The organism is Polaromonas sp. UC242_47, assembly GCF_044452385.1.
In the GTDB taxonomy this organism is placed as follows: domain Bacteria; phylum Pseudomonadota; class Gammaproteobacteria; order Burkholderiales; family Burkholderiaceae_C; genus Polaromonas.
In genome coordinates this window covers 3,518,772-3,542,256 of sequence record NZ_JBIOAO010000001.1, presented here as the reverse complement: position 1 = coordinate 3,542,256, position 23,485 = coordinate 3,518,772, and the positions used below count along the sequence as shown (strand labels likewise).

At 62.8% G+C, this 23,485-nt stretch carries 23 protein-coding genes and 1 tRNA gene; 14 read left to right on the top strand and 10 right to left on the bottom strand.

What is annotated here, in order from left to right; translation table 11 throughout:
* Nucleotides 1-34 precede the first annotated feature (34 nt).
* The 6 genes from ACHMXK_RS17135 (at nucleotide 35) to ACHMXK_RS17110 (ending at nucleotide 5,766) form a co-directional block, all read left to right on the top strand.
* Nucleotides 35-1,024: an IS5 family transposase gene (locus ACHMXK_RS17135; protein ID WP_397441736.1), complete on the top strand. Its 990-nt coding sequence runs from the start codon at nucleotides 35-37 to the stop codon at nucleotides 1,022-1,024.
* 272 nt (nucleotides 1,025-1,296) lie between these two features.
* On the top strand, nucleotides 1,297-2,142 hold the full coding sequence (locus ACHMXK_RS17130; RefSeq protein WP_397441735.1) for a universal stress protein: 846 nt from the start codon (nucleotides 1,297-1,299) through the stop codon (nucleotides 2,140-2,142).
* A 271-nt stretch (nucleotides 2,143-2,413) separates the two neighbouring features.
* Nucleotides 2,414-2,782, top strand: a complete 369-nt coding sequence (locus tag ACHMXK_RS17125; protein WP_397441734.1) for a response regulator transcription factor — start codon at nucleotides 2,414-2,416, stop codon at nucleotides 2,780-2,782.
* Between the two features lie 28 nt (nucleotides 2,783-2,810).
* Nucleotides 2,811-3,599 (top strand): helix-turn-helix domain-containing protein, encoded by a 789-nt coding sequence (locus tag ACHMXK_RS17120; RefSeq protein ID WP_397441733.1) that lies wholly within the window; start codon nucleotides 2,811-2,813, stop codon nucleotides 3,597-3,599.
* A gap of 75 nt (nucleotides 3,600-3,674) precedes the next feature.
* Nucleotides 3,675-5,057 carry an oxygen-independent coproporphyrinogen III oxidase gene (hemN, locus tag ACHMXK_RS17115; RefSeq protein ID WP_397441732.1) on the top strand — a complete coding sequence of 461 codons (1,383 nt, stop codon included), beginning with the start codon at nucleotides 3,675-3,677 and terminating at the stop codon, nucleotides 5,055-5,057.
* 19 nt (nucleotides 5,058-5,076) lie between these two features.
* Nucleotides 5,077-5,766, top strand: a complete 690-nt coding sequence (locus ACHMXK_RS17110; RefSeq protein ID WP_397441731.1) for a sulfite exporter TauE/SafE family protein — start codon at nucleotides 5,077-5,079, stop codon at nucleotides 5,764-5,766.
* Between the two features lie 62 nt (nucleotides 5,767-5,828).
* Here the strand turns inward: ACHMXK_RS17110 and ACHMXK_RS17105 are convergent, their stop codons facing one another.
* From ACHMXK_RS17105 to ACHMXK_RS17085, 5 genes are read right to left on the bottom strand one after another with little or no spacing between them, the layout of a single operon-like run.
* Nucleotides 5,829-6,869 carry an acyl-CoA dehydrogenase family protein gene (locus ACHMXK_RS17105; protein WP_397441730.1) on the bottom strand — a complete coding sequence of 347 codons (1,041 nt, stop codon included), beginning with the start codon at nucleotides 6,867-6,869 and terminating at the stop codon, nucleotides 5,829-5,831.
* 12 nt (nucleotides 6,870-6,881) lie between these two features.
* Entirely contained in the window at nucleotides 6,882-8,069 is a 1,188-nt protein-coding gene (locus ACHMXK_RS17100) for an acyl-CoA dehydrogenase family protein (RefSeq protein WP_397441729.1), read from the bottom strand.
* Between the two features lie 38 nt (nucleotides 8,070-8,107).
* The gene (locus ACHMXK_RS17095; protein WP_397441728.1) at nucleotides 8,108-9,073 is read right to left on the bottom strand and encodes a Bug family tripartite tricarboxylate transporter substrate binding protein; all 966 of its coding nucleotides are present in this window, start codon (nucleotides 9,071-9,073) and stop codon (nucleotides 8,108-8,110) included.
* Between the two features lie 32 nt (nucleotides 9,074-9,105).
* Nucleotides 9,106-11,196: an acetate--CoA ligase family protein gene (locus ACHMXK_RS17090; RefSeq protein ID WP_397441727.1), complete on the bottom strand. Its 2,091-nt coding sequence runs from the start codon at nucleotides 11,194-11,196 to the stop codon at nucleotides 9,106-9,108.
* An 8-nt stretch (nucleotides 11,197-11,204) separates the two neighbouring features.
* Entirely contained in the window at nucleotides 11,205-11,993 is a 789-nt protein-coding gene (locus ACHMXK_RS17085) for an enoyl-CoA hydratase (protein ID WP_397441726.1), read from the bottom strand.
* Between the two features lie 90 nt (nucleotides 11,994-12,083).
* Here ACHMXK_RS17085 and ACHMXK_RS17080 point away from each other — a divergent pair, with 90 nt between their 5' ends.
* Nucleotides 12,084-12,830, top strand: coding sequence for an IclR family transcriptional regulator (locus tag ACHMXK_RS17080; protein ID WP_397441725.1), 747 nt, complete (start codon nucleotides 12,084-12,086; stop codon nucleotides 12,828-12,830).
* Between the two features lie 52 nt (nucleotides 12,831-12,882).
* On the opposite strand, the gene ACHMXK_RS17075 is transcribed toward ACHMXK_RS17080, so the two are convergent.
* The gene (locus ACHMXK_RS17075; RefSeq protein ID WP_397441724.1) at nucleotides 12,883-13,803 is read right to left on the bottom strand and encodes a delta(1)-pyrroline-2-carboxylate reductase family protein; all 921 of its coding nucleotides are present in this window, start codon (nucleotides 13,801-13,803) and stop codon (nucleotides 12,883-12,885) included.
* A 128-nt stretch (nucleotides 13,804-13,931) separates the two neighbouring features.
* Between ACHMXK_RS17075 and ACHMXK_RS17070 the strand changes: the two genes are divergently transcribed.
* Nucleotides 13,932-14,294 (top strand): hypothetical protein, encoded by a 363-nt coding sequence (locus tag ACHMXK_RS17070; protein ID WP_397441723.1) that lies wholly within the window; start codon nucleotides 13,932-13,934, stop codon nucleotides 14,292-14,294.
* A 22-nt stretch (nucleotides 14,295-14,316) separates the two neighbouring features.
* Here ACHMXK_RS17070 and ACHMXK_RS17065 read toward each other — a convergent pair whose 3' ends face one another.
* Nucleotides 14,317-14,994: a DUF4136 domain-containing protein gene (locus ACHMXK_RS17065; protein ID WP_397441722.1), complete on the bottom strand. Its 678-nt coding sequence runs from the start codon at nucleotides 14,992-14,994 to the stop codon at nucleotides 14,317-14,319.
* Nucleotides 14,995-15,125: 131 nt separating this feature from the next.
* Between ACHMXK_RS17065 and ACHMXK_RS17060 the strand changes: the two genes are divergently transcribed.
* From ACHMXK_RS17060 to ACHMXK_RS17050, 3 genes are all read left to right on the top strand, one after another.
* Nucleotides 15,126-16,025 (top strand): neutral zinc metallopeptidase, encoded by a 900-nt coding sequence (locus ACHMXK_RS17060; protein ID WP_397441721.1) that lies wholly within the window; start codon nucleotides 15,126-15,128, stop codon nucleotides 16,023-16,025.
* Between the two features lie 162 nt (nucleotides 16,026-16,187).
* A complete protein-coding gene (locus tag ACHMXK_RS17055) occupies nucleotides 16,188-17,666 on the top strand; it encodes a DEAD/DEAH box helicase (RefSeq protein WP_397441720.1) in 1,479 nt (492 codons plus the stop codon).
* 86 nt (nucleotides 17,667-17,752) lie between these two features.
* The gene (locus ACHMXK_RS17050) at nucleotides 17,753-18,664 is read left to right on the top strand and encodes a YihY/virulence factor BrkB family protein (RefSeq protein WP_397441719.1); all 912 of its coding nucleotides are present in this window, start codon (nucleotides 17,753-17,755) and stop codon (nucleotides 18,662-18,664) included.
* Between the two features lie 96 nt (nucleotides 18,665-18,760).
* On the opposite strand, the gene ACHMXK_RS17045 is transcribed toward ACHMXK_RS17050, so the two are convergent.
* Nucleotides 18,761-19,621 carry a symmetrical bis(5'-nucleosyl)-tetraphosphatase gene (locus ACHMXK_RS17045; protein WP_397441718.1) on the bottom strand — a complete coding sequence of 287 codons (861 nt, stop codon included), beginning with the start codon at nucleotides 19,619-19,621 and terminating at the stop codon, nucleotides 18,761-18,763.
* 23 nt (nucleotides 19,622-19,644) lie between these two features.
* Here ACHMXK_RS17045 and ACHMXK_RS17040 point away from each other — a divergent pair, with 23 nt between their 5' ends.
* Nucleotides 19,645-20,988 (top strand): hemolysin family protein, encoded by a 1,344-nt coding sequence (locus ACHMXK_RS17040; RefSeq protein ID WP_397441717.1) that lies wholly within the window; start codon nucleotides 19,645-19,647, stop codon nucleotides 20,986-20,988.
* Between the two features lie 24 nt (nucleotides 20,989-21,012).
* Here ACHMXK_RS17040 and ACHMXK_RS17035 read toward each other — a convergent pair whose 3' ends face one another.
* Entirely contained in the window at nucleotides 21,013-21,456 is a 444-nt protein-coding gene (locus ACHMXK_RS17035; protein WP_397441716.1) for a hypothetical protein, read from the bottom strand.
* 331 nt (nucleotides 21,457-21,787) lie between these two features.
* Here ACHMXK_RS17035 and ACHMXK_RS17030 point away from each other — a divergent pair, with 331 nt between their 5' ends.
* Together ACHMXK_RS17030 and ACHMXK_RS17025 are read left to right on the top strand one after the other, a co-directional pair.
* Nucleotides 21,788-22,222: a DUF2846 domain-containing protein gene (locus tag ACHMXK_RS17030; protein WP_397441715.1), complete on the top strand. Its 435-nt coding sequence runs from the start codon at nucleotides 21,788-21,790 to the stop codon at nucleotides 22,220-22,222.
* 410 nt (nucleotides 22,223-22,632) lie between these two features.
* Nucleotides 22,633-23,307 carry a hypothetical protein gene (locus tag ACHMXK_RS17025; RefSeq protein ID WP_397441714.1) on the top strand — a complete coding sequence of 225 codons (675 nt, stop codon included), beginning with the start codon at nucleotides 22,633-22,635 and terminating at the stop codon, nucleotides 23,305-23,307.
* Nucleotides 23,308-23,387: 80 nt separating this feature from the next.
* Here ACHMXK_RS17025 and ACHMXK_RS17020 read toward each other — a convergent pair.
* A tRNA-Thr gene (locus tag ACHMXK_RS17020) sits at nucleotides 23,388-23,463 on the bottom strand.
* Nucleotides 23,464-23,485: the final 22 nt, after the last annotated feature.

The following is a 23,485-nucleotide window of genomic DNA, read 5'->3' as shown; positions in this document are numbered from 1 at the left end:
TCCACGCCCACTGAACTTGAAGCGTTACTTTCCGATGAAGCAACAAACCCTTGCCATGGCGGCCGATCAATCAGGCTACGAGCAGTACCGCAAGCCCACGAGGCGAGACGAGTTTCTGGCGACCATGGAAGCCATCGTGCCGTGGGCCGCGCTGTGCGCGGTCATCGAGCCGCACTACCCCAAGGCCGGCAACGGCCGCCCGCCCATTGGGCTGGAGCGCATGCTGCGCATCCACTTCATCCAGCATTGGTTCAACCTGGCCGATCTGGCCTGTGAGGAGGCGCTGTACGACAGCGCCAGCCTGCGCCGCTTTGTGGGCATCGATCTGGGCCGCGAGCCGGTGCCCGACGCCACCACCCTGCTCAAGTTCCGCCGCCTGCTGGGCACCCATAAGCTGGGCGAGGCCCTGTTCGCCAAGGTAGGACAAGAGTTGCAGACCCGAGGCTTCAAGGTCAATACCGGCACGATCGTGGATGCCACCATCATCGGCGCCCCCAGCTCGACCAAGAACGTGGACAAGGCACGCGACCCCGAGATGCGTCAAACCCGCAAGGGCCAGCAATGGTATTTCGGGATGAAGCTGCACATCGGGATGAAGCTGCACATCGGGGTGGACAGCCAAAGCGGGCTGGCGCACAGCGCCGTGGTCACGGCGGCCAACGTGCATGACAAGCATCCGCTGCCCGACTTGCTGCATGGCCAGGAGCGGCGCGTGTACGGTGACTCGGCCTATGCCAGCCAGAAGGCGCTGATTGGCGACAAGGCGCCCGAAGCCAAAGACTTCACGAACCAGCGCACCAGGCGCAATGGCGTCGTGGACGAAGCACTCAAAGCGAAGAACCGCAACAAGTCGCGCATTCGGGCACGGGTGGAGCATGTGTTCGGCGTGGTCAAGCGACTGTGGGGCTTTGGCAAAGTGCGCTACCGCGGCTTGGCCAAGAACGCCACACGCGCGTTCACCGCCCTGGCACTGGCCAACATCTACCTCAGCCGACAACGGTTGATGGCACAGGTGTGTCCATGAGGGCTGCAAACGGGCCAAGAGGCCCAGGCAGCAGGCCCAATGGGCCACAAGAAAGGGCGCTCGGTGACCTGTTTGAGCCCGATCGACCCAACATCAACCCGCTCGGGTCATTTGACCGGGCTTATTCAGCGCAGCCCTAGGCCTGGACGGATTTCCAGCGGCGGCGCGGGCGACATTTTGGCCGCTGTGACTTTCGGTTGACGATTGTCAACATCTGTCGGGGACGGTGTATTAAAGTTGAATGGCAACAACCCTGCCGACGGAGGTTCGCCATGAAAACGTCCCGCATGCAATTGCTTGTTCACCTGGATGCTTCGCCGCGTGCAGAGCAGCGGCTGAAGGTCGCGCGCCAGCTCGGAAAGCGGCTTGGCGCTGCTGTGTCGGCCCTGTACGCCGTGACATCCAATCTGGTGGAACTGCCGTTTACGCCTGAGTTCGGTCCTGGCGTCGCCGCGACCTTGCGTGACCTGGATGACCAGCGGCGGGTCCGGGCGCGTGCCATGTTTGACAGTTCGCTGGCGTCGACCGGCCTACCTGTCTCTTGGGCAGAGGCTTGTGACTTTCCTGTGATGGGGGTCTTCGCTCAGCAGGCGCTGTATGCGGATCTGCTGGTACTGGGTCAGTACGATCCCTCGGACGTCGAATGTGTAGACGTGCCCTTCGATTTTGCCGAGACGGTGATGGCAATCAGCGGCAAACCGGCCTTGATACTGCCTTACGCCGGCCTTCCTGCGACGCTGGGCGAAACGGTCGTCATTGCATGGAAGCCGACACGGGAGACGGCTCGCGCCGTTGCCGCGGCCATGCCTCTGCTGCAGGCGGCCAGACGCGTCCACGTGATCAGCTGGACGGAGGAGGATCAGGACGTGCTGATCGCCGGCGAAGGGCTGAGCCTGTCCGGCTACCTCAAGTTGCAGGGCATCGAGGCAAGCTGGCATCCTCAAGGCAAGAAGTCCGGGGAACTCGGCGAGCTGCTGCTGTCACGTGCGTTTGATCTTGATGCCGACCTGTTGGTCATGGGTTGCTACAGCCACAGCCGCGCACGCGAGTGGTTGCTGGGCGGCACTTCGCGGGTGGTTTTGCAGTCCATGACGCTGCCGGTGTTGATGGCGCATTGAAGGCTTTTCCCCAATCCCGGCCCTGACCTCGGTGAGCCGGTCAGCCTGATCGGCGCGTCGCTGCCAACACCGGTCCGCTGCTGGGTGGCGCCACGCCTCATGCCGGCATCAAGCCAGGCCATACCCGTCTTCAGCTAGGAAAATTCCTAGGCGGCCTCGGCTTGGCGGAAGCCGAGAACCAGACTTTTCCTAGGACTGAATTCAGCCAGCGCCTATGGTGCCGGCCGACCATCGCGATCACAGTACAGGCATGCCTGATCGCCTTCTCCCTATGAGCGTTTTTCTCGCCGACGACTCGGCGCTGATCCGGAATCGCGTTGCCGTGATGCTAGGCGCCCAGGCCATGAACATCGTGGGTCAGGCGGAGACGCCACAAGGCGCCATCGACGGCATCCTGGCGGCCCAGCCGGATGTGGTTGTGCTGGATGTCCAGCTCGATGGCGGCTCCGGCCTGCAGGTCTTGCGCGCCGTGCGACGGGCGCTGCCGGACATTGCGTTTGTTGTCTTCAGCAACAACTCGGGGCCGGCCTACCGCAAACGTTATCTGGCGGAGGGCGCCGACAGCTTCCTCGACAAGAATTCCGAATTCGCTCAACTTGCGCAGGCTGTGTTGAACGCCGTGCGGCATCCCGTGGCCTGAAAACCAGCATCTCAACAAGGAAAAAATCATGACTACCGCCACACCTGAAATGCCTGTCCATCCGATCCGGATCCTGCCGACACGCCAGACCATGGGCGGCGCACCGGTGTCACCGTTGAAGACACGGTGTTCCGCCTGCCACCTGCGCGACCTGTGCCTGCCTTGCGGCATGACGGATGCGGATCTCAGTCGTCTGGATAGGCTGCGTTTCGGGCGCAGCAAGGTCAAGGCCGGCCAGGCGCTGTACCACGCGGGGGAACGATTTCGTTTTATCTATGCGGTACGCAGCGGCACCTTCAAGTCCAGCCTGACGCTGGCCGACGGCCGTGAGCAGGTCAGTGGTTTCCAGATGGCCGGTGAGTTGATGGGCCTGGATGGTGTTGCGCACGGCGCCCATGCCAGCGGCGCCATCGCGCTGGAAGACAGCGAGATCTGCGCGATTCCCTACGCCCACCTGACCGAGTTGACGGCCGAAAGCAGCGGCTTGCAAAACGTGGTCGGCCGCCTGATGAGCCGGGAGATTGTGCGCGAACACAGCCTTATGTTGCTGCTGGGCAGCATGAACGCCGAGGAGCGGCTGGCGGCGTTTTTGCTGAACCTGTCGCAGCGTCTGAAGGCCAGGGGGTATTCACCCTGCGAGTTTCACCTGCGTATGTCGCGCGCCGAAATCGGCAGCTACCTGGGCATGAAGCTGGAAACCGTCAGTCGCACGTTTTCGGCCTTCCAGCAGCAAGGCCTGCTGGAGGTGGACAAGCGACACATCCGCATCATCGATCTGGACGGTTTGACACGCACCTTCGAGATGCGTGTGCATTGAGGATGCAGGCGCAAGACCTGCACTTTCTGATCCAGATCAAGTCGGCGGGCCCAGGCGCGCATCACACTCTTTCTCATGACCACTGTTTCGCCCGACCTGCTGCGCAAATTCGACATCCCCGGCCCGCGCTACACCTCTTACCCGACGGCCGATCGTTTTGTCGAAGCCTTTTCGGCAACAGACTATGGGCAGGCGCTGGCCCAGCGGTCTGCCGGCCCGGCCTCGCTGGCGCAGCCGCTGTCGCTGTATGTGCACATTCCCTTTTGCGAGTCGCTGTGTTATTACTGCGCTTGCAACAAGATCATCACCAAACACCACGAGCGCGCGGCGACCTATCTGCGTTACCTGGGCCGCGAGGTGGAACTGAACATCGCCCAGCTGGGCCCGGGCCGGGGGGTGACGCAATTACACCTGGGGGGCGGGTCGCCGACCTTCTTGTCCGACGCCGAACTCGGTGAATTGATGAGCATGCTGAAGCGCCACTTTGTGCTGGCGCCCGAGGGTGAATATTCGATCGAAATCGATCCACGAACGGTGGACGGTGCCCGCCTGGCGGTGCTGGCCGAGCTGGGTTTCAACCGCATCAGTTTCGGGGTGCAGGACTTCGATACCGACGTGCAAAAAGCCGTGCACCGCGTGCAGCCCTTCGAGCAAGTCCGTGAACTGATGCAACAGGCGCGCGCCGTGGGTTTTGACTCGGTCAACGTGGACCTGATTTACGGTTTGCCGCGGCAAACGCCGGCGTCCTTCGCGCGTACTTTGACCCAGGTGCAGCAGTTGCGGCCAGACCGTATCGCGCTGTATGCCTACGCCCATCTGCCCGAACGTTTCAAGCCGCAGCGGCGCATCGTGCCGGCCGAGCTGCCTGGCGGCGCGGCCAAGGTGGCGATGTTGTCGCAGTCGCTGTTGGCTTTTCTGGGCGCGGGTTATGTTTATGTGGGCATGGACCACTTTGCCCTGCCAACTGACGCATTGGCCGTGGCCAAACGCCAGGGCCGGCTGCACCGCAATTTCCAGGGTTACAGCACACAGCCCGACTGCGACCTGGTCGCGCTGGGGGTTTCGGCGATTGGCCGCATAGGCGCCACCTACAGCCAGAACGCCAAGACGCTGGAGGAGTATTGCGATCACCTGGACCAGGGCCGCCTGCCCGTGGTGCGCGGGCTGGCGCTGAGCCGCGATGACCTGGCCCGCAGGGCGGTGATCATGGCGCTGATGTGCCAGGGGCAAGTCTTGTTCGAAACGATAGAGCAGGCCTGGCTGCTGGACTTTCGCCACTACTTCGCGGCCGAGCTGACACAGCTGCAGGAACTGGCCGAGGCCGGCCTGGTGCGGCTGGACGACACCGGCATCGAGGTCACGGCCAGCGGCTGGTTTTTTGTGCGCGCCGTGGCCATGGTGTTTGACCGCTACCTGCAGGCCGATCGCAACCGCGCGAAGTTCTCGCGCATCATTTAAAAGAAAGGCGCACCGTCCCATGTCGACCACGCTGGCGGTCACGGCCTTGTTGATGGGACTGGCCGGTGGTCCGCATTGCGCGGCCATGTGCGGCGCGGCCTGCGCCGGTATTTCCCGGCTGGGTCCGCGCCAGGGTCCGGTTTCGTCGCCTTCGCTCTGGCGCTTTCAGGCCGGACGCCTGGCCGGTTATTCGCTGGCCGGTGCGGCTGCGGCCGTGGCCGTGCAGAGCCTGGCCTGGCTCAGCACGGCCACCGCGGCGCTGCGTCCGGTCTGGACACTGTTTCACCTGGCCGTGTTGCTGTGGGGCTTGATGCTGGTGGCCCAGGCGCGGCAGCCGGCCTGGGTCAGCAATGCCGGCCGCGCGCTGTGGTCGCGCATACGGCCGCTGGCGCAAGCGCGCGGCGGGGTGTTTATCACTGGGGCACTGTGGGCCTTCATGCCTTGCGGCCTGCTGTATTCGGCCTTGCTGGTGGCCTCGCTCAGTGGCGGGCCGCTGCAGGGGGCGCTGTCGATGGCGCTGTTTGCCGCTGGCAGCAGTGTGTCCCTGATGATCGTGCCGTGGCTTGTGGGCAGGTTGCAGGATCACGGCCAGCAGCGTCGGCAAGACTGGGGCACCCGCGTGGCGGGCGCTCTGTTGATCCTCGCGGCCGCCTGGGCCTTGTGGGCCGACGCCTTTCAGCGCTTGGCCGATTGGTGTGGCCTGCGCTGAGCCTTGGGCCGCTCAAATCGAGATGGCCCGATGCCGGCTAGAAGGCCCAGTGGGGATGGTGTTCAGGCGCAAACCGTTTCTTCGATCAGGCCATAGGCCGCCTCACAACCGCCCAGACGTGCCGAGACATGGTGCACCCGCTTCAGGTAGAGGTGGGCATCATGTTCCCAGGTGAAGCCCAGGCCGCCATGCACCTGCAGGCAATTCCGTGTGATTTGCTGGGCCCCCTCGATGGCGGTGAGTTCGGCGGCGGCGCAAGCGAAGGGCCAGTCCGCTCGCCTGCCGTCCAGCGCGGCGGCGGCGTAGAGTGCAGCCAGGCGCGCGTTGTCCAGCGCCATCCAGGCGTTGGCCAACTGGTGCTTGATGGCTTGGTAACTGCCGATGGCCTTGCCGAACTGTTCGCGCTGCTTCGCATACGCGCAGGACAGGTCCAGTGCGGCGGCTGCGGCACCCAGCAGTTCGGCGGCGCGTGCGAGGCGGTAACCGGCCAGCGCGTAGGCCCGGCCCTGCGCTGAAATTTCCAGCACCTGCCAGTCCAGGCTGGAACTGTTGACGCTTAAGGAGGCATCGCGCAAGGTGGGGTCGAACGCCGAGACCTGGATGGGTGCAGGTATGGCATCCACCGGCAACAAGGCCAGCCGAACCTCCGCCTCCGGTAGGTCCAGGCCGTGCACCAGCAATTGGTGCGAACACTGCTGCGCATGGTCCAGATGGCCCGTGTCGCCAAATCCGACGTTGAAGGCGCTGCGGCCAGTGGCCATCTCCTCGACCCAGCTGGCGAGCTGGCCATCTTGCTGCGTGGATTCCTGCAACAGCAGCGGCAGCAACACCGTGCTGGCCGCCAGCGGCAGGTTCAGCAGTTGCCGGCCTGCGGCTTCGGCGACCAGGTAGGCCTCGCCCATGCCCAGGCCCAAGCCACCCTGGTCGTCCGAGGCCAGCAGCCCCAGCCAGCCCATGCCGGCCATGTCCTGCCACAAGGCGCGTTGTGAATCGTCCGTCCACGGCAAGGCCTGCCGGGCGCGCGAGAGGGGGTGGCGCTCGGAGAAAAAGCGGCGCGCCGATTCCTGCAGCATCTGCTGCTCGTCATTCAAGGCAAAGTCCATGGGTCGCTCGGTTCAGTTTTTGGGCAAGCCAAGCACTTGCTCGGCGAGGATGTTTCGCTGCACCTCGGAGGTGCCGGCCAGAATGGTTTCGGCGCGCGACCACAGGTAGTCGCGCACCCAGGCCGAAGCCTGCGGATCACGGCTGTCCGGCTCCGGGCCGGCCCGCGCGCGTTCTCCCAGCACCTCCACGGCGATGGCTAGCAACTTCTGGTGCGACTCGCTCCAGTGCAGCTTGGTGGACGAGCCTTCGGGGCCGGGCGGGCCACCGCGCAAGGCATGCGTGAGTGCGCGATAGGATTTGAGCTTGAGCACATGGCTGTCCACCGCCAGGCGGGCCAGGTCGCGCCGCAGATGCGGGCAGTCGAGGCGGGACCTGCCTTGCCGCATGGTGTCGGCCGCGAGTTGTTTCAGGGCCGCAAGCTCCTGCGCGAAGCGCACCTGCCGCGGAATGAAGTAGGTGCCGCGCTCGAAACTGGCCGCCGCCATGGCCAGCCGCCAGCCGCCGTTTTCTTCACCGACCAGCGCGTCCAGCGGAACCTTCACGTTCTCAAAAAACACCTCGTTGAAATCGGCCTCACCGGTGATCTGGCGGATGGGCTCGACGCGCACGCCTGGGCTTTTCATGTCGACCAGCAAAAAGCTGATGCCTTTGTGGCGCGCGGCCGTGGCATCGGTGCGGGCCAGCACAAAGCAGTAGTCGGCGATATGTGCGAACGAGGTCCAGATCTTGTGGCCATTGAGCACGTAGTGATCACCCTGACGCACGGCGCGGGTTTTCAGCGATGCCAGGTCCGAGCCGGCTGCCGGCTCGGAATAACCCTGGCACCAGACCTCGCGGTTGGAGAGAATGCCGGGCAGGTAGCGTTTTTTCTGGGCGTCGCTGGCAAAGTGGATCAGCGTGGGGGCCAGGATGCCGTGGCCGATGATGTTGACGCCCAGGGGGGCGCCAATACGTGCCTGTTCCTCGTGGAAAATCGCCTGGCGCGTCAGCGGCCAGGCCTTACCGCCATATTCCAGCGGCCAGCCCAGACCGGCCCAGCCGGCCTGGGACACATGGTCTTCCCAGGCACGCCGCCACACCAGGTCATTGGGGTCGGGGGCGGTGGGCCACTGGTCCTTGAAGCGCGGGAAATGCGCCTCAAACCAGGCGCGCAGGGTGACGCGAAACGCCTCGTCTTCCTCGGAGTAACCAACTTGCATCAACGTTTTCCTCTTCTTGGGGCTTCTTGTTCTGTGGCTCAGTCGGCCTTGGCGCCCGAGTCCTTGACGACCTTGGCCCATTTCACGATGTCCTTGCGCAGGAAGGTGCTGAACTCCTTGGGTGTGCTGCCGATGATGTCCAGGCCCAGCGAGCGGAATTTCTCCTGCACTTCCGGCTCTTTCAGCACTTCGACCAGTTCACGGTGCAAGCGGCTCACGACCGCAGGCGGCGTGGCGGCCGGCGCCACCAGGCCCAGCCAGGGCATGGCTTCGTAACCGGGCAGGCCAGACTCGGCGACCGTGGGCACGTCGGGCAAGGACTTGGAGCGCTGCGCCGTGGTCACGGCCAGCATGCGCACATTGCCGTTCTTGATGAAGGGCCCTGAAGACGCATAGGCGTCAAACATCACTTGCAACTGGCCACCCACCAGGTCGGTCAGGGCCGGGGCGCTGCCTTTGTAGGGGATGTGGGTCATCTTCACCGCCGCGACACTGTTGAACAGTTCGCCCTCCAGATGGTTGGACGTGCCGGCACCGACCGAGCCGTAGTTGGCCTTGCTGGGGTTGGCCTTGAGCCAGCTGATCAGCTCGCCCACGTTTTTGGCCGGCACGCTGGGATGCACCACCAGCACATGCACCACCGAAGCGACCTGAGAAATGGGGGCAAAGTCCTTGACCGGGTCATAGTTGACCTTGCTGTACAAGCTGGGCGCAATGCCCAGCGAGGAGGCGGCCAGCAGCAGGGTATGGCCATCGGCAGGGGCCTTGGCGACAAATTCCGACGCAATCATGGTGCCGGCACCTGGCCGGTTCTCCACCAGCACGGGTTGGCCCAGGCGATGACGCAGGCGTTCGGCCAGCGTGCGCGACATGATGTCGGTGGCACCGCCGGGTGAAAATGGCACCACAATCGTCACCGGTTTGCTGGGGTAGGTTTGCGCGAAGGCCGCACCGCACAAGCTGGTGCAGGCCAGGGCCACACTGGCGATTATTTTCGTGAACATGGATTTGTCTCCTTGGGTTTGTCGAAATTAAATTACTTCAGAGGCGCCATCACCAGAGCGTCCAGCATGCGCACGCCCAGCCCCGTTTCCTTGACCAGCAGCGGGTTGATTTCCACCTCGTCTGCCTGTTCCTGCAACGCCAGCACGGCGTTCGAAAATCCTGCGATGGCCCGGCAGGTCGCCTGCACATCGCCCAGCGGCTTGCCGCGGTAACCATCGAGCAGCGGGAAGGTCTTGAGCTCGCCCAGCATGGTCCGCGCCATGGCTTGGTCCACCGGCAACACGCGGTGGCTCACGTCCTTGTACAGCTCGGTCAACACACCGCCCAGGCCCACGGTCAGCGTCATGCCGAACACCGGGTCGCGCGTGGCGCCCAGGATCAGCTCGGCGACACCGGACTCCATTTTCTGCAGCAACACGCCGTCGATTTGCGCCGTCGGCGCGTAGCGACGTGCCGAGGCCATGACCTCGTCAAAGGCCGTGCGGACGTCGTCAGCCGACATCAGGCGCAGGCGCACGCCGCCGGCTTCGGTTTTGTGCGCGATGTCAGCGCTCAGAATTTTCAGCACCACCGGAAAACCCAGTTGTTCCGCCACGCTGGCCGCTTCAGCGGCTGTGGTGGCGACGGCCTCGGCCACCGGCTGGACGCCGTAAGCAGCCAGGTATTTTTTCGTCGTGTATTCGTCGGACCGCTCAACCAGCGCGGCGCGCGCCGGCGCGGGCTGCTGGCGAACGCTGAGCCAGGGGTTGTGTTTGCGTTGCTCCTGCCAGTTCAGGAAGGGCGACAGCGCCGAGACGGCCACGCCGATGTCCTCAAACACCGGCACGCCGCCGGTGCGCAATTGCTCGCGGCTCTTGGCGGCGCCGGTGTCGATGGCAACGATCAGGCGCGGGTGTTTGGCTACCACCGCGCATAAATCATCGGCCATGCGGTCCAGCAGGTAGCCGGGCGCATAAACCACGATGGCGTCGATGGCGTCCGACACGGCCAGCGCTTCCATGGCGGTGCGCACAAAGCCCGGGTCGTTGACGACGTTGCCGGTCACATCCACCGGGTTGGACACCATGCCGTAGTCGGGAATGCCGGCGCGCAGTGTGTCCTGCAGCGTCTGCGGCAAGGTCGGCACCTCCAGACCCTGGCCTATGAACTTGTCGGCCAGGATGGCGCCCAGAGCGCCCGAGATGGTGATGATGGCCACACGTTTGCCGGCGCTGCGCTGGCGGTAACCCGCCAGATGCGCCAGCTGCGCCATCTGCGCGAAGTCGTGGCTCTGGATGATGTTGAGTTGCTTGAAGGCGGCCTGGTAGATCTGCTGGTCGCCGGCCAGGGCCGAGGTGTGTGAACGCACGGCTTCCGAGCCCTTTTCGGTTTCGCCGGCCTTGTACAGAATCAACAGCTTGTCCTGGCGTGCGAACTCCGCCGCCGCCTGGACAAAACGCGGGCCATTGCGCAGCTCTTCGATGTAGCCAATCGCCACGTCGGTGGCCTCGTCCTGCGCCAGGTATTCGAGGTATTCGGCGAAGTCCACACAGGCTTCGTTGCCGGTGTTGATGAAGTGGCTGAAGTCCACGCCCAGGCGCCGCGCGATCGCGTACACCGCCGCGCAGACATTGCCGCTTTGCGTCAGCAGGCTCACGCTGCCTTTGCCGGCCTGCATGGGCGCGGTGTTGAACACCGAGGCGAAGTTGGTGTGGGCCTGCGTGTTGAGGTTGGCAAAACCCATGGCGTTGGGGCCTGCCACCACCATGCCGGTGTTGTTGACAAAGGCTTCCAGTTCGGCCTGCAGCGCAGCGCCATCGGCACCGGCCTCGGCAAAGCCGGCCGCATAAACGATGACGGCGCGCACGCCCAGCGCATGGCAGCGTTTGAGCATAGGTGTGACATCGGCAGCGCCAATCGCCAGCACGACCAGATCCAGCGGCGCTGGCACGGACTCAATGTCGGCCCAGCACTTCAGGCCAAAAACTTCTTCGTATTTCGGATTGACCGGGTAGATGGCACCCCGGTAGCCAAATTTCGTGAGGTGGGCCAGCGGCATGCCACCAATACGCGCGGCGTTGTTGCTGGCGCCAATGACGGCGATGGATTGCGGATTCAGCAGCGGTTCGAGACGATGGGTCATGGACAAAATCAGGTGTTCTTCTGGATGGCAGAGGCCAGGCCGCGGTCGCGCGCCTTGAGGAAACCTTCGCTCAGGTGCGAGAGCTGGTGGGTGTCGAAGTGCGCCGACAGGGCTGTGCGCAGGCCTTGCGCGTCCAGTGTGCGGTTCAGCGAACGCTTGATGAGCTTCAGGCCGAAGGGCGGCGCCTTGGCCACCTGCTGCGCCAGCGCCAGCGTCTGTTCGGACAGCTCGGCATCACTGACCACGCGGTTCACCATGCCGATTTGCAGCGCCTCTTGCGCGCTGATCTTGCCGCCCGTGAATAACATTTCCTTGGCCTTACGCAGGCCCATCACCCAGGGGTGGATCAACACCTCGGTCGCCGCTGCGCCCAGCGTGTGGCCGACCGGGTCGGAGAAGTAAGCCGACTCGGAGGCCACCACCATGTCGCACATATTGGCGATCATGAAACCACCGGCTACACAAGCGCCTTGCACCTGGGCAATTGTCGGTTTGGGGAAGTCCCAGATACGCATCGAGTGATCAAAGTAGCGCAGTTCTTCGTAGGCCCAGCGCTCTTCCACGGTGAAGTTGGCGCGTTCGGACTGCGCCTGCTTGAGGTCATGGCCCGCCGAAAAATGCGCGCCCTTGCCGCCTAGCACCACCACGTTCACGCTGTCGTCCTTGGCCGCATCGGCAAAGGCGGCATCCAGTTCGTCCAGCATCTGCTGGCTTTGCGCATTACGCTGCGCTTCGCGCGCCAGCAGGATGCGGCGCACCGCACCGTGGTTTTCTATTTCCAGCGTCTCATATGCCATGTTGTTTCCTCGTTGATGGATCAGCAAGGAAGGCAGTTTAGACTTGGCATTTCCTGCATTACAAACATTAATTAAGATTTTTCCCACAATATGGATGATCAAGTTTCTACCGCCGGCGCGCAAAGCTTGCGCCGGTCACTGCATCTTTTGCGTCTGCTGGCCCAGCATCAGGAGGCGGGGCTCAAGCTGAGCGAGGTGATCGCCGAGTCCGGCCTGGAGCGATCCACGGCACACCGGCTGTTGTCCTGTCTGGTGGAAGAACACTTTGCCGAGCGCGACCTGCAAACAAAAAGTTATCGCCTGGGTGTGGATGCCATGCAGCTGGGTTTCGCGTCCATGCGCCGTGTGCCCCTGGTGGATTCGTGCCGCGCCTTGATGCAAAAGCTTGCGCGTATGTCGGGCGACACGGTGTTCCTCGTTGTGCGCCAGGGCGATTACTGTGTTTGCCTGCACCGCGAAGAAGGGCACTTTCCAGTGAAAGTGTTCACCACGGACGTGGGCGGGCGCCGCCTGCTGGGCATTGGGGCTGGCGGCCTGGCCTTGATGGCCGCGTTGTCGGATGAGGAAATCAGCCGCATCATGGAGCGCCATGCGGCGGAGTATGCGCAGTCGGGCTTCACGCCCGCGCAGATGGCGCAAGCCGTGAAACACACGCGGCAGGCGGGTTATGCGGAAATCACCGACACCATCACACCCGGGGTGTCGGGTGTCGGGCGCAAATTCTTGGCATCACCCACCACGCTGGCCGCCATCAGTTTTGGCGCGATCACCATGCGGCTGCCCGCGTCACGCAAGAAAGAAATGGCGCAGCTGTTGCTTGAGCAGTTGCCGCACTAGCGGGGATGTTGGGGGCCGGGTGCCGCTTGATCGTCGCTGGCCGGAGGTGTGCTTAAGCCGCGTCAGCCAGTGCCGTTCGCGCCGCCGCCAGATCCCAACCGGCCCAGCCGCAGCTTTTGAACAGCACCGGCCCGGCGGGCTTTTGGATGTCCTGGCGGACCACCTCGGCCAGGGTGGCAAAACGGCTCACATCCAGTCCGGCCTGCAGCAAGTCGCCGGCTTCGTGTTGGGCATCGACGGTGTCGACAAACACGCGGCCTTGCTCGGCGATATGCCGGCACACCTCGGCGCTGAGCTCCACCATCTTGGGTGTAAAAGCGCCCACCGCGCTGATGAACCCGTCGGGGCGCGGCAGGGCGCTCAGGACCACGCCGCTGGCGGGGGTGCAGGTGACGGCCAGCGGACACTCGGCCAGTGCCGCGTTGGCATCCAGCACCACCTGCGCGCGCAGGCCCAGGGCCTGCGCATGCTGGGCGAGGGTTTGTGCACTGGCCGGGCTGCGCGAGGCAATCATCACTTCCTGGATGGGCAGGCCCTGGGCGAAAGCCTCCAGATGCGCCAGGCCCTGAACACCGGCACCGACGATCAGCAACGGCCCCCGGGTGTTGGGCGCCAGGCGTTGCGCCGCCAGCAGCGAGACCGCGGCCGTGCGCCTGGCCGTGACGGTGGGACCGTCCAGCACCAGCCGGCGTTCGCCGCTTTTTACATCAAACACCACCACATCGCCCTGGATGGTCGCCAGCCCTGTGCCCGCATTGGCCGGGGTGAAGGTGATCAGCTTGGTGATGGCGACCTGGCGGTCCATGGCCGGCATCACAAACAGGCTGCCGCCGCCGGCCAGCGGCTGGACAAGCCGTTCCGGGACCTGCACCGACTCATCGGACAGCAGACCGACGATGTTGTCCAGCAGGGCGGCATAAGGCAGGCGAGCGGCGGTCTGGGCGGCGTCCAGCAAGGTGGAGGAAGTGTTCATGGGTGAATGGTAAGCCGGCACGCTCATGGGGCCATGCGGCTTTTTCCTACACCAGCACGGGCACCGCGCCGTGCCGCCGTGGGCGGTTGCCTGCCTAGCATCGAAACACTTGTTACCGGGAGTCCGCCATGTTTTCGTCCGATCTGCCTCCAGCCCCTGTTGTGTCCCGCGAATACCTGTACGCGGGCGTTGGTTTGCTGCTGGTGGCGGGTTTGCTGGTGGCCATTGCACTGGTGGCTGGCAGCCAGGTTGACAGGGCTCAGCGGCAGTCGTCGCTGCTGGCGTCGCAAAGTGCCGCGATGGCCGCTTGTGTGGAGACCCAGAGCGGCACCGCGCGCAACACTTGCATGCTGCAGGCGCGAGCCGCGTCACATCCCGCCGAGATGCTGACCACGGCGGCCGACAACGGCCCCAACTTTGTTCGCAATGCGGCGTTGGCACCGGACAACACCCAGGGCCTGGGGTCCGTCGGCTTCAGCGCCCACCGCTAGAAATGCCAGGTCGGTCAAACCCTTACTTTTGAAGCACAGCGCCGGTTTCGCGGTTAAACAGCACTTTGCGCACCTGGCCGTTCTGGCCCGGGAAGTTGTCAAACACGGCACGCGCCAGGTAGGGCGCTACCGTGGGCAGCTCGGCATCCCCTTCATAGACGGCGCGTGACTCAAACACCGGGTGTGGCCGGCCGGGCGGACTGTTGCGTGTGTCGAGTATGCGTACATTGAGCTGGTTGAACTGCACCAGGTAGGGCACGACCCGGTCGCCGACATAACTGGGGCCGAAGCGACTAGGCCCCCAGTAACCCGGAATCCATTGGCCTGCGGCATTGCGGAAGGGCGGGTAAAAGGCCGGTCGGTCGTCATACACCGGCTGCAGGTAGGTACGCTGCTGGGCCTGCGTGATGGTGCTGAGCTCCACCAGCAAGCGCGCCTGCTGGCCGGACGCGGCGCGTTGAAGGCCTTGTTTTTCCAGTTCAATCTGCACGTATTTTTGATAGGTCGCCTGCTCCAGCTCATTCGGCGGGGCATAGGGGCTGGCCGGCGGCGTGATGAAGGTGAACAAGCTGCCCTGGGTGTCCTGGGGCCACTGGTTGAAACTGCTGACGCTGGTGACGATGTTGTTGGCGCAGGCGCTCAGCAGGACGCTGGCCAACAAGACCAGGCCCAGGCGGATGTTCGGAAATAGACGGTTCATGGCCTATAGATGCGGATGGACACGAAATTGTTCCGGCGCAGGCCCACAAGCTCAAGTAAAGTAGCTTCAGGAAAAAAGCCGGCCTCGCGTCCCCAGCCTCGCCGGCCCCCACAGCTCAAGGAAAGACAGTTATGAAATGGGAAGGCAATCGCGAGTCGGACAACGTCGAAGACCGCCGCAGTGACGACGGGGGGGGTGGCGGAGGTGGCTTGGGCGGTTTGTTCGGCGGCCGCAGCATCGGGATTGGCACCATTGTCGTGGCCTTGCTGGGCGGCTGGGTCTTGGGCATCAACCCGATGACGATTCTGAGCCTGCTCAGTGGCGGTGCGCCGCCCGCGCAGGTCCAGCCCCACACGCCCAATGGGCAGCCCCAGCGCCCGCCCGCCGACGACCGCATGGCCAGGTTTGTCTCCACCGTGCTGGCCGACACCGAAGACGTCTGGAAAGATGTGTTCGCCCAGGCCGGCGGCCATTACCAGGAGCCCCGGCTGGTGCTGTTTCGCGGCGCCACCGCCACGGCTTGCGGCCAGGGCCAGGCGGCCATGGGGCCGTTTTATTGCCCGGCCGACCAGAAGGTGTATATCGATCTCGGGTTTTACGAAGTCCTGAAAAACCGCCTGGGCGCACCCGGCGACTTTGCCCAGGCCTATGTGATTGCCCACGAGGTTGGCCACCATGTGCAGAACCTGCTGGGCATCAGCGGCAAGATGGACCAGATGCGCAGCCGCGTCAGCAAGGTCGAATACAACGCCCTGAGCGTGCGGCTGGAGTTGCAGGCCGACTGTTTTGCCGGCGTCTGGGCCAACCGGGCGCAGCGCGCGCGCAGCATCCTGGAGCAGGGCGACGTGGAAGAAGCCATGAACGCAGCCGCCAAGATTGGCGACGATGCCTTGCAGCGCGCCGGTGGCGGCGCCGTGGTGCCCGAGAGTTTTACCCATGGCACCAGCGCCCAGCGGGCGCGCTGGTTCAACACCGGGCTGCAGCAGGGCAGCGTCAAGGCCTGCGACACCTTCAGCGCCAGAAATTTATAAGAAATAGGGCTGTAGCCCAATTAGAACGGGCGTATGAAGCTATTAAATTTGTAGCGAGTCGACGCTGTTTCCTGAGGGGAAACCCGGTTTGGCCGGGGCGCTAACGCTGTTATTAGCCCAAAAAAGGACGATTTCGCCCAAAGTGCGACAATAGAGGGCTAAATGACATCCTCTTTTTCGAACCTTTCGCTGGCGGAACCGCTAGCCCGCGCCGTAGCCGAGATGGGCTACGAAACCATGACTCCCATTCAAGAGCAGGCCATTCCGGTGGTGCTGCAGGGCAGAGACGTCATGGGCGCCGCGCAAACCGGCACCGGCAAAACCGCCGCTTTTGCACTTCCGCTGCTGCAGCGCATGATGAAGCATGAGAACGCCTCGACCTCGCCCGCGCGGCACCCGGTGCGTGCGCTGGTGTTGCTGCCCACGCGTGAACTCGCGGTGCAGGTGGCCGAGCAGGTCAAGTTCTACGCCAAATACACCAACCTGAACAGCGCGGTGGTGTTTGGCGGCATGGACATGAAGCCGCAGACCGCCGAGTTGAAAAAAGGCGTTGAGGTGCTGGTGGCCACGCCGGGCCGCCTGCTGGACCACATTGAAGCCAAAAACGCGGTGCTCAACCAGGTCGAATACGTGGTGCTCGACGAGGCCGACCGCATGCTGGACATCGGCTTTTTGCCCGATCTGCAGCGCATCCTGAGCTACCTGCCCAAACAGCGCATCACCTTGCTGTTTTCGGCCACCTTCTCACCCGAGATCAAACGCCTGGCGTCCAGCTTCCTGCAGGACCCGGTGACCATCGAAGTGGCGCGCTCCAATGCCACCGCCTCGACGGTCGAGCAGCATTTCTACAGCGTCAGCGCCGACGACAAACGCCGCGCGCTGCACCAGATCCTCAAGGCCCGCGGCATCAAGCAGGCCTTTGTGTTTGTCAACAGCAAACTCGGTTGCGCCCGTCTGGCCCGTTCGCTGGAGCGCGAAGGCCTGAAAACCACGGCCCTGCACGGCGACAAAAGCCAGGACGAACGTTTGAAAGCGCTGGAAGCTTTCAAAAGCGGCGAGGTTGATTTGCTGGTCTGTACCGACGTGGCGGCCCGCGGCCTGGACATCAAGGACGTGCCGGCGGTGTTCAACTTCGACGTGCCGTTCAATGCCGAAGATTATGTGCACCGCATCGGCCGCACCGGTCGCGCCGGTGCCTCCGGCCTGGCCGTGAGTTTTGCCGCCAGCAGCGACCAGCGCCTGGTCGCCGACATCGAAAAACTCATCAAAACCAAGATTGAACTCGAAGCCATGGAGTTCGAGGAAGACCAGCCGCGCAAGGAACAGGGCCGTATCAACGACGGCCGCCGCATGTACCGCGACGGCGGCGGCGACGAAACCCGTGGCGCGCCGCATGATGCACCACGTGAGCGTCGCGAGCCGCTGCAGCGTGAGCGCCGTGACTACGCACCACGCCAGGCCGCGCCGCGTGATCCGTTTTTTGACAAGCCTTACGAATCCACCTTGGCGGCCGAAGCGCAACCGGCCTGGGAAGCTGCCGTCAAGGGCGGCGCCGCCCGCGTGTCGGCCAACATCAAGCCCAAGAAAAAAATCGCCGCACTGTTCAAGACCGCGGCCAGCAGCCAGACCAGCAGTCAGTAGTCCGCTTCAAAAAGCCGGCAGTCGCCGGCTTTTTTTATGGCCGGCGTCTGATGGCCGCTGCCCGCAATCTGGCTTAAGCTGTGGTCATGGCTGCTCCGCAAGCCGGCATTCGCCCGGCCTCCCCACTTTCTTCGCTCCAGGCGCTTTTTCACCCGATACGGCGTGCCGTGGTTTTGTGGCTGGACGCCGATGGCCTGCGCATGAGCGCGGCCATGTCCTTCTACGGCATTCTCAGCCTGGCGCCCTTGCTGGTGCTGCTGGTGGCGGTGCTGGGCTGGTGGCTGGACCCTCATTACATTGAAGCCAGCCTGATCCATCAGATCGGCGACGTGATCGGGGCGCAGGGCGCGCAACTGGTGCGCCAGGCCCTGGCCAGCGCACGGCAACCGTCGGACGGCGTGTTCGCCTCGCTGATTGCGTTTGGCCTCTTGCTCTCGGGCGCCACCGGCGTGTTTGCCGAACTGCAGAATGCGTTTGAGCGCTTGTGGCGGCAGGACACGGGCGAGCCGGTGCGGCAAAAGTGGTGGCACAGCGCTTCGCTGCGTTTGCGCGGCGTGGCCTACATCCTGGCCTTTGGTTTTTTGCTGCTGGTGTCGCTGGCCATCTCGGCCTTTCTCGGTTTTTTGACCACCTGGGCCGGCAGCTACCTGCCACTGGAAAAAATCGCGATGCTGGTCAACGAGCTGGTGTCCCTGGCTTTTTGCGTGGCCCTGTTTGTAGCGCTGATGCGCATGAGCGCCGGGCCCAAACCTTCGCTGCGTTACCTGGTCATGGGCGGCGTGGCCGGTGGCATCCTGTTTGGGCTGGGCAAATACCTGATGGCGATTTACCTGTCGACGGCGGCCGTGGTGTCGGCTTACGGCGCCGCCGGTTCCCTGGTCGTGGTGTTGCTGTGGCTTTATTTTTCATCGGCCGTGTTGCTGCTCTCGGCCAGCGTGGCACGCACCCTGTCGGACGAAGCCGCACGCAAGGCGGAGAGCCGGCGACAAACCACTTGAGTGGCGCTACTCATCGGGATTGGCTGCTACCTAATTGATAGCTGCTTGCGGCCGTCCTGCCTGGGCTGGAGGCCTGAAAGGCTTGTAAACAGGCGCTCAAGCCTTCTTGCCCGGCTGTTGTGACTGCTCGCAGGACACCGTGATCAGTTCAAACTGCCCAGTCGTCGCGCCCAGCCTGGCCGCGGTCAGGCAGCCGCCCCAGACGCAACCGGTGTCCAGCGGCAAGGTGTTGCACAAGAGGCCGGCCTGGGCCGCCACCCTGTCGGCGCCCAGGGTGGACCAGTGACCAAACGCGACCGGCTGCCCGGCGGTTTGCCGACCCGGCACCTCAAACCAGGGCAGGTAGCCGGGCGGCGCCGTCTGCACACTGCCGGTGGTGGCAAATTCCATCACGCCGTCGGGCGTGCAAAAACGCATACGCGTCAAGGCGTTGACGATCACGCGCAGGCGTTCGGCACCGGCCAGCGTGTCGTCCCAGCGCTCCGGCGTGTTGCCATACATGCCGCTCGAAAAACCGGCCAGGTCAGTCCCCCGCAGCGCTTGTTCCACTTCGCCCGCCAGCGCCATGGTTTGCGCGGTGCTCCATTGCGGCAAGACGCCGGCATGCACCATCAGCCAGCCATGTTCAAAAATAGCCATGCGGCGGTGCCGCAGCCAGTCGAGCAAAGTTTCGCCGTCGGGCGCGTCCAGCACCTGCTGCAGGGTGTCGCGGCGGTGTGGTTTGCGCAGGCCCTGGCGCACGCCCAGCAGGTTGAGGTCGTGGTTGCCCAGCAGGCATTGCGCGGCATCACCCAGCGCGTGCAGGCTGCGCAACACGCCCAGCGAGTCCGGGCCGCGGTTGACCAGGTCGCCCAACACGTAGACGGTGTCGCGGCTTGGGGAGAAATCCAGCTTGTGCAGCAGGCGCTGCAACGCGTCGTTGCAACCCTGCAGGTCGCCAATACAGTAAAGTGCCATGGTGTTCATTTTGCCTGCCCCCCATGGATTTCATCCTCATTGCGTTTTTGACCCTGCTTAACGGCGTTTTTGCCATGTCCGAACTGGCACTGGCCTCCAGCCGCAAAGCCAGGCTCAGCGCCATGGCCGAGTCGGGGGACAAGGGCGCACATGCGGCGCTGACCTTGCTGGACAACCCGACGCAATTTTTGTCCTCGGTGCAGGTCGGTATCACTTCCATCGGCATGCTCAACGGCATCATTGGTGAAGCCGCTTTCAGTGATGATTTGGCACGCTGGATCCAGACCCTGGGCATTGCATCGCGTGCCTCTGAAATCACGGCGACTGCGCTGGTGGTGACCATCATCACCTTCATCACCATTGTGTTTGGCGAACTGGTGCCCAAACGGATTGGCCAGCTCTACCCCGAAACCGTGGCACGCCTGGTGTCGCGCCCCATGATGTGGGTGGCCAGCATCGCCAAGCCTTTTGTGCGCCTGTTGTCCTTCAGCACGCACACCGTGCTCAAGTTGCTGCGTGTGGACACCGCCGGCGACCGCGGCGTGACCGAAGAAGAAATTGCCGCCAGCCTGGAAGAGGGCGTGGACGCCGGCCTGATCGAGGAACACGAACACCAGATGGTGCAAAACGTGTTTCTGCTCGACGACCGCCGGCTCACGTCCCTGATGTTGCCGCGTTCGGATATCGAGTGGATTGATGCCAGCGACACGGTGGCCCAGGCCATCACCAAGGCCGGCGCCACCGGCCACTCCTGGTACCCGGTGTGCCGCGGCAGCCTGGACGATGTGGTGGGAGTGGTCAACGTTGCCAAGCTGCTGGCGCTGCGCGGCCAGATCGAACCGGCGGGCGCTATCAGCGGCGCCACGCCGACCCTGGCCGACCGCATCGACTCCTACACCGTGCCGGCCGTGTTTGTGCCCGAAACTTTGACCGGCATGGAGCTGCTGGAGCAGTTCCGCACCAAGTCCACACGGATTGTGTTTGTGGTGGACGAATACGGTGTGGTGCAGGGCCTGCTGACCCCCATGGACATGCTGGAAGCCATCACCGGCGAGCTGCAACCCGGCGCGCAAGTCGATGCCTGGGCCACACGCCGGGCCGATGGCAGCTGGTTGATCGACGGCGTGATGCCGGTGTCCGAACTCAAGGCCAGACTGGACATCAGGCAGTTGCCGGACGAAGAACGCGGGCGTTACAACACCGTGGCCGGCCTGCTGCAAAGTGTCTCAGGCCGGCTGATGGCTGTGGGCGGCCATGTGGACTGCGCCGGCTGGCGTTTTGAAGTGCTGGACCTGGACGGCAAACGCATCGACAAGGTGCTGGCCAGCCGGGCCGATGCACCGCGCCACACCAAACACCCGGCCTGAACGCCGGGGCGATTCAGCCAGGTATCAGGGCTGCTTGCCAACCACCGCTTTGACGGTGGGCGTCACCGTGATCAAGACCTCGTTGCCACCAAAACTGGCGCCTTGAATCTGCACGGCGGCCACGCGATCGGCCTTGGTGAAGGTCAGCAGGCTGAGTTTGGAAAACGAGCTCGAGGTCAAGGTCCAGCCGGCCGCCGTCAGGTTGTCGCGGAAATAGGCAAACACCGACTGCGGCTCGGCCGACACCGTCAGGCTCAGCCGCCCCATCCAGGTGTTGCCCGACCCCATGACCAAGGTGTCCTGCTGCTTGATGACGGAACCCGGCGGCAGCGGCACGTCACCCGTCAGCTGTTTGGCCGTGGCCTCGGTCACCGTGCTGTCACTGCCCATGGCCGTGGTGCCCACGGAGCTGCACGCCAGCGTCATCAAGGTGGTGGACAACACAAGCAGGGTTTTGAGAGGGGTCATGGTGTGAACCTTTGAGAAAGTGGCGGCAAGTCCTGGCGGCGGGGCCGCTCAGGCAGCGAGATTGTAGCTGTGGAGCGGGGGCCTGGCATTCGGCTTTAGGCAGGTTGTGGATGCTATCAATTCGGTAGCTAATTGCGCATGATCTTCTTGGGCTGGAGCCCCATTCTTCTTAAGGATGGAGCCCAAGGACTCAGAGCTCCACAGCGACCTGGCCACCGAAACCGGCACACTGCGCCAGAAGCACTTCCTTTGCATCTTTAGCCATTTAACAAACTGTGTGGTTTTGCCGTAATCCAATGGCTAACACACCAACTTCAATAAGGTCTCTTTCATGAAAAAGCTCATAACCATCGCCGCAATCACCGTCAATCTGGTTGGCTGCGCCTCCGTCAACATGGGCGATTCCAAGCAGGAGGCTACCGCGAAGACCTTTACGGTCCCCAAGGGCGCAGCAGCGGTATACATCTACCGCAATGAGTCGATGGGTGCTTCCGTGAAAATGGATGTCGAGGTTGATGGCAAGCCCATCGGTCAAACCGCAGCAAATACCTTCCTCTACAAGGCGGTTGCTCCGGGCAAGCATACGATCACCTCGAAAGCCGAGAACACGGACACAGTCGAGATTGATGCCAAGCCGGGCACGCTGCACTACGTATGGCAGGAGGTGAAGGTGGGTGTTCTGTACGCCCGAACCAAGCTTCACCTTGTTGATGAAGCCCAGGGCAAGAAGGGTGTGACAGAGACAAAACTTGCCGAGACCAAGTGACGGTTAACTCCTTCATCGAGAGGATGTGATTAGGTAAGCCGGGTTACGCCTCTCATCTCGAACGCTGATCCCCGCACAGCCGGCTACTTTTTCAATTCCTCTTACAAGTGGTCCATGCCAGCAGACGCCTGACGCGAATTAGAACGTTTAAAAGAGAACTGCCTTGATGAGTTTTCCCATCAAGGCCGTCGTCGTTGCGTGATGGGCATTGCGGACAAGCTGTCGGATGACCCGATGTTGCTCCAGTTGCTCGGGCCACGCTTCAAAGTCATTGTCGATTACTACACTTCCGCCAAGCGGGTGAGGGGCTGCAATTAGCGCTAGTCGGCTAGACTCGTTTTACGTGTATCGGAAGTTAGCAACACCGCTCTGCGGCCACACAAAAAATTAGATTGAGAAAGTTGCTCACAATGAGCGTCAATAACATTTCTGAGAACTTTATCGCAAGCATTCTTGCTGCAGCCGTAATCGCTTTAATCGTTTTTATGGTTAGTGCTGTAAGAAACTTCTTGCTTGAGCGGGCGGTGAAGGGCGCAATCACCTCCGATGGAGTGGGAATGGAATTTAGCTTGGATCCGTTGGTCGCTGAATTCTCAGTACAAATTCACAATTATGCGAACGCCTCGATTCGCGTTCGCGCAATCGTGTTGATTTGCGACAAGTTTCATGTCGAATTAACGCCCAGCCGAGATGTGCGTCAGACGCCACTCACCAATGAAATCACAAGAAAAAAATTTCCACGAACGCATTTTTCACATAACGTCCTGGCATTGGATGAAAATCCACATGCTGTCCTCTTACCCTCAAAAACGATGTCGTTCTGGCGCGTAGGTACGCAGACGATAAGTTCCCGGGAGTGGATCGTTGAAAAAGTTTACGTGGTGTTTGAGTACGCGACCATGTTTGGGAATGTCGCAATGGTGAGAATGAGTCCTAAAGATTCAGCGTTTAAGCTGATCAAAAAGAACTTTGAAAGTCTTGCCCGCTCGTCGTATCGTAAGCAACCGATGCCGGAGATGGCTATTACCCCTGAGATGATGCAGCAGATGATGGCGCAGGGCATCAAATGGGACGGGCGCACTTGAATGGATACATAATCAGCCAGCGGTTACGTACTGACTACGTGAAGAAGGGGATAGACCCGGAAGCCTACCCCCTTTTCATTTGGTGCCGGAGAGATGAATCGAACACCCGACCTTCTCATTACGAATGAGCTGCTCTACCGACTGAGCTACACCGGCTTATTCTGGAATACAGCCTGCG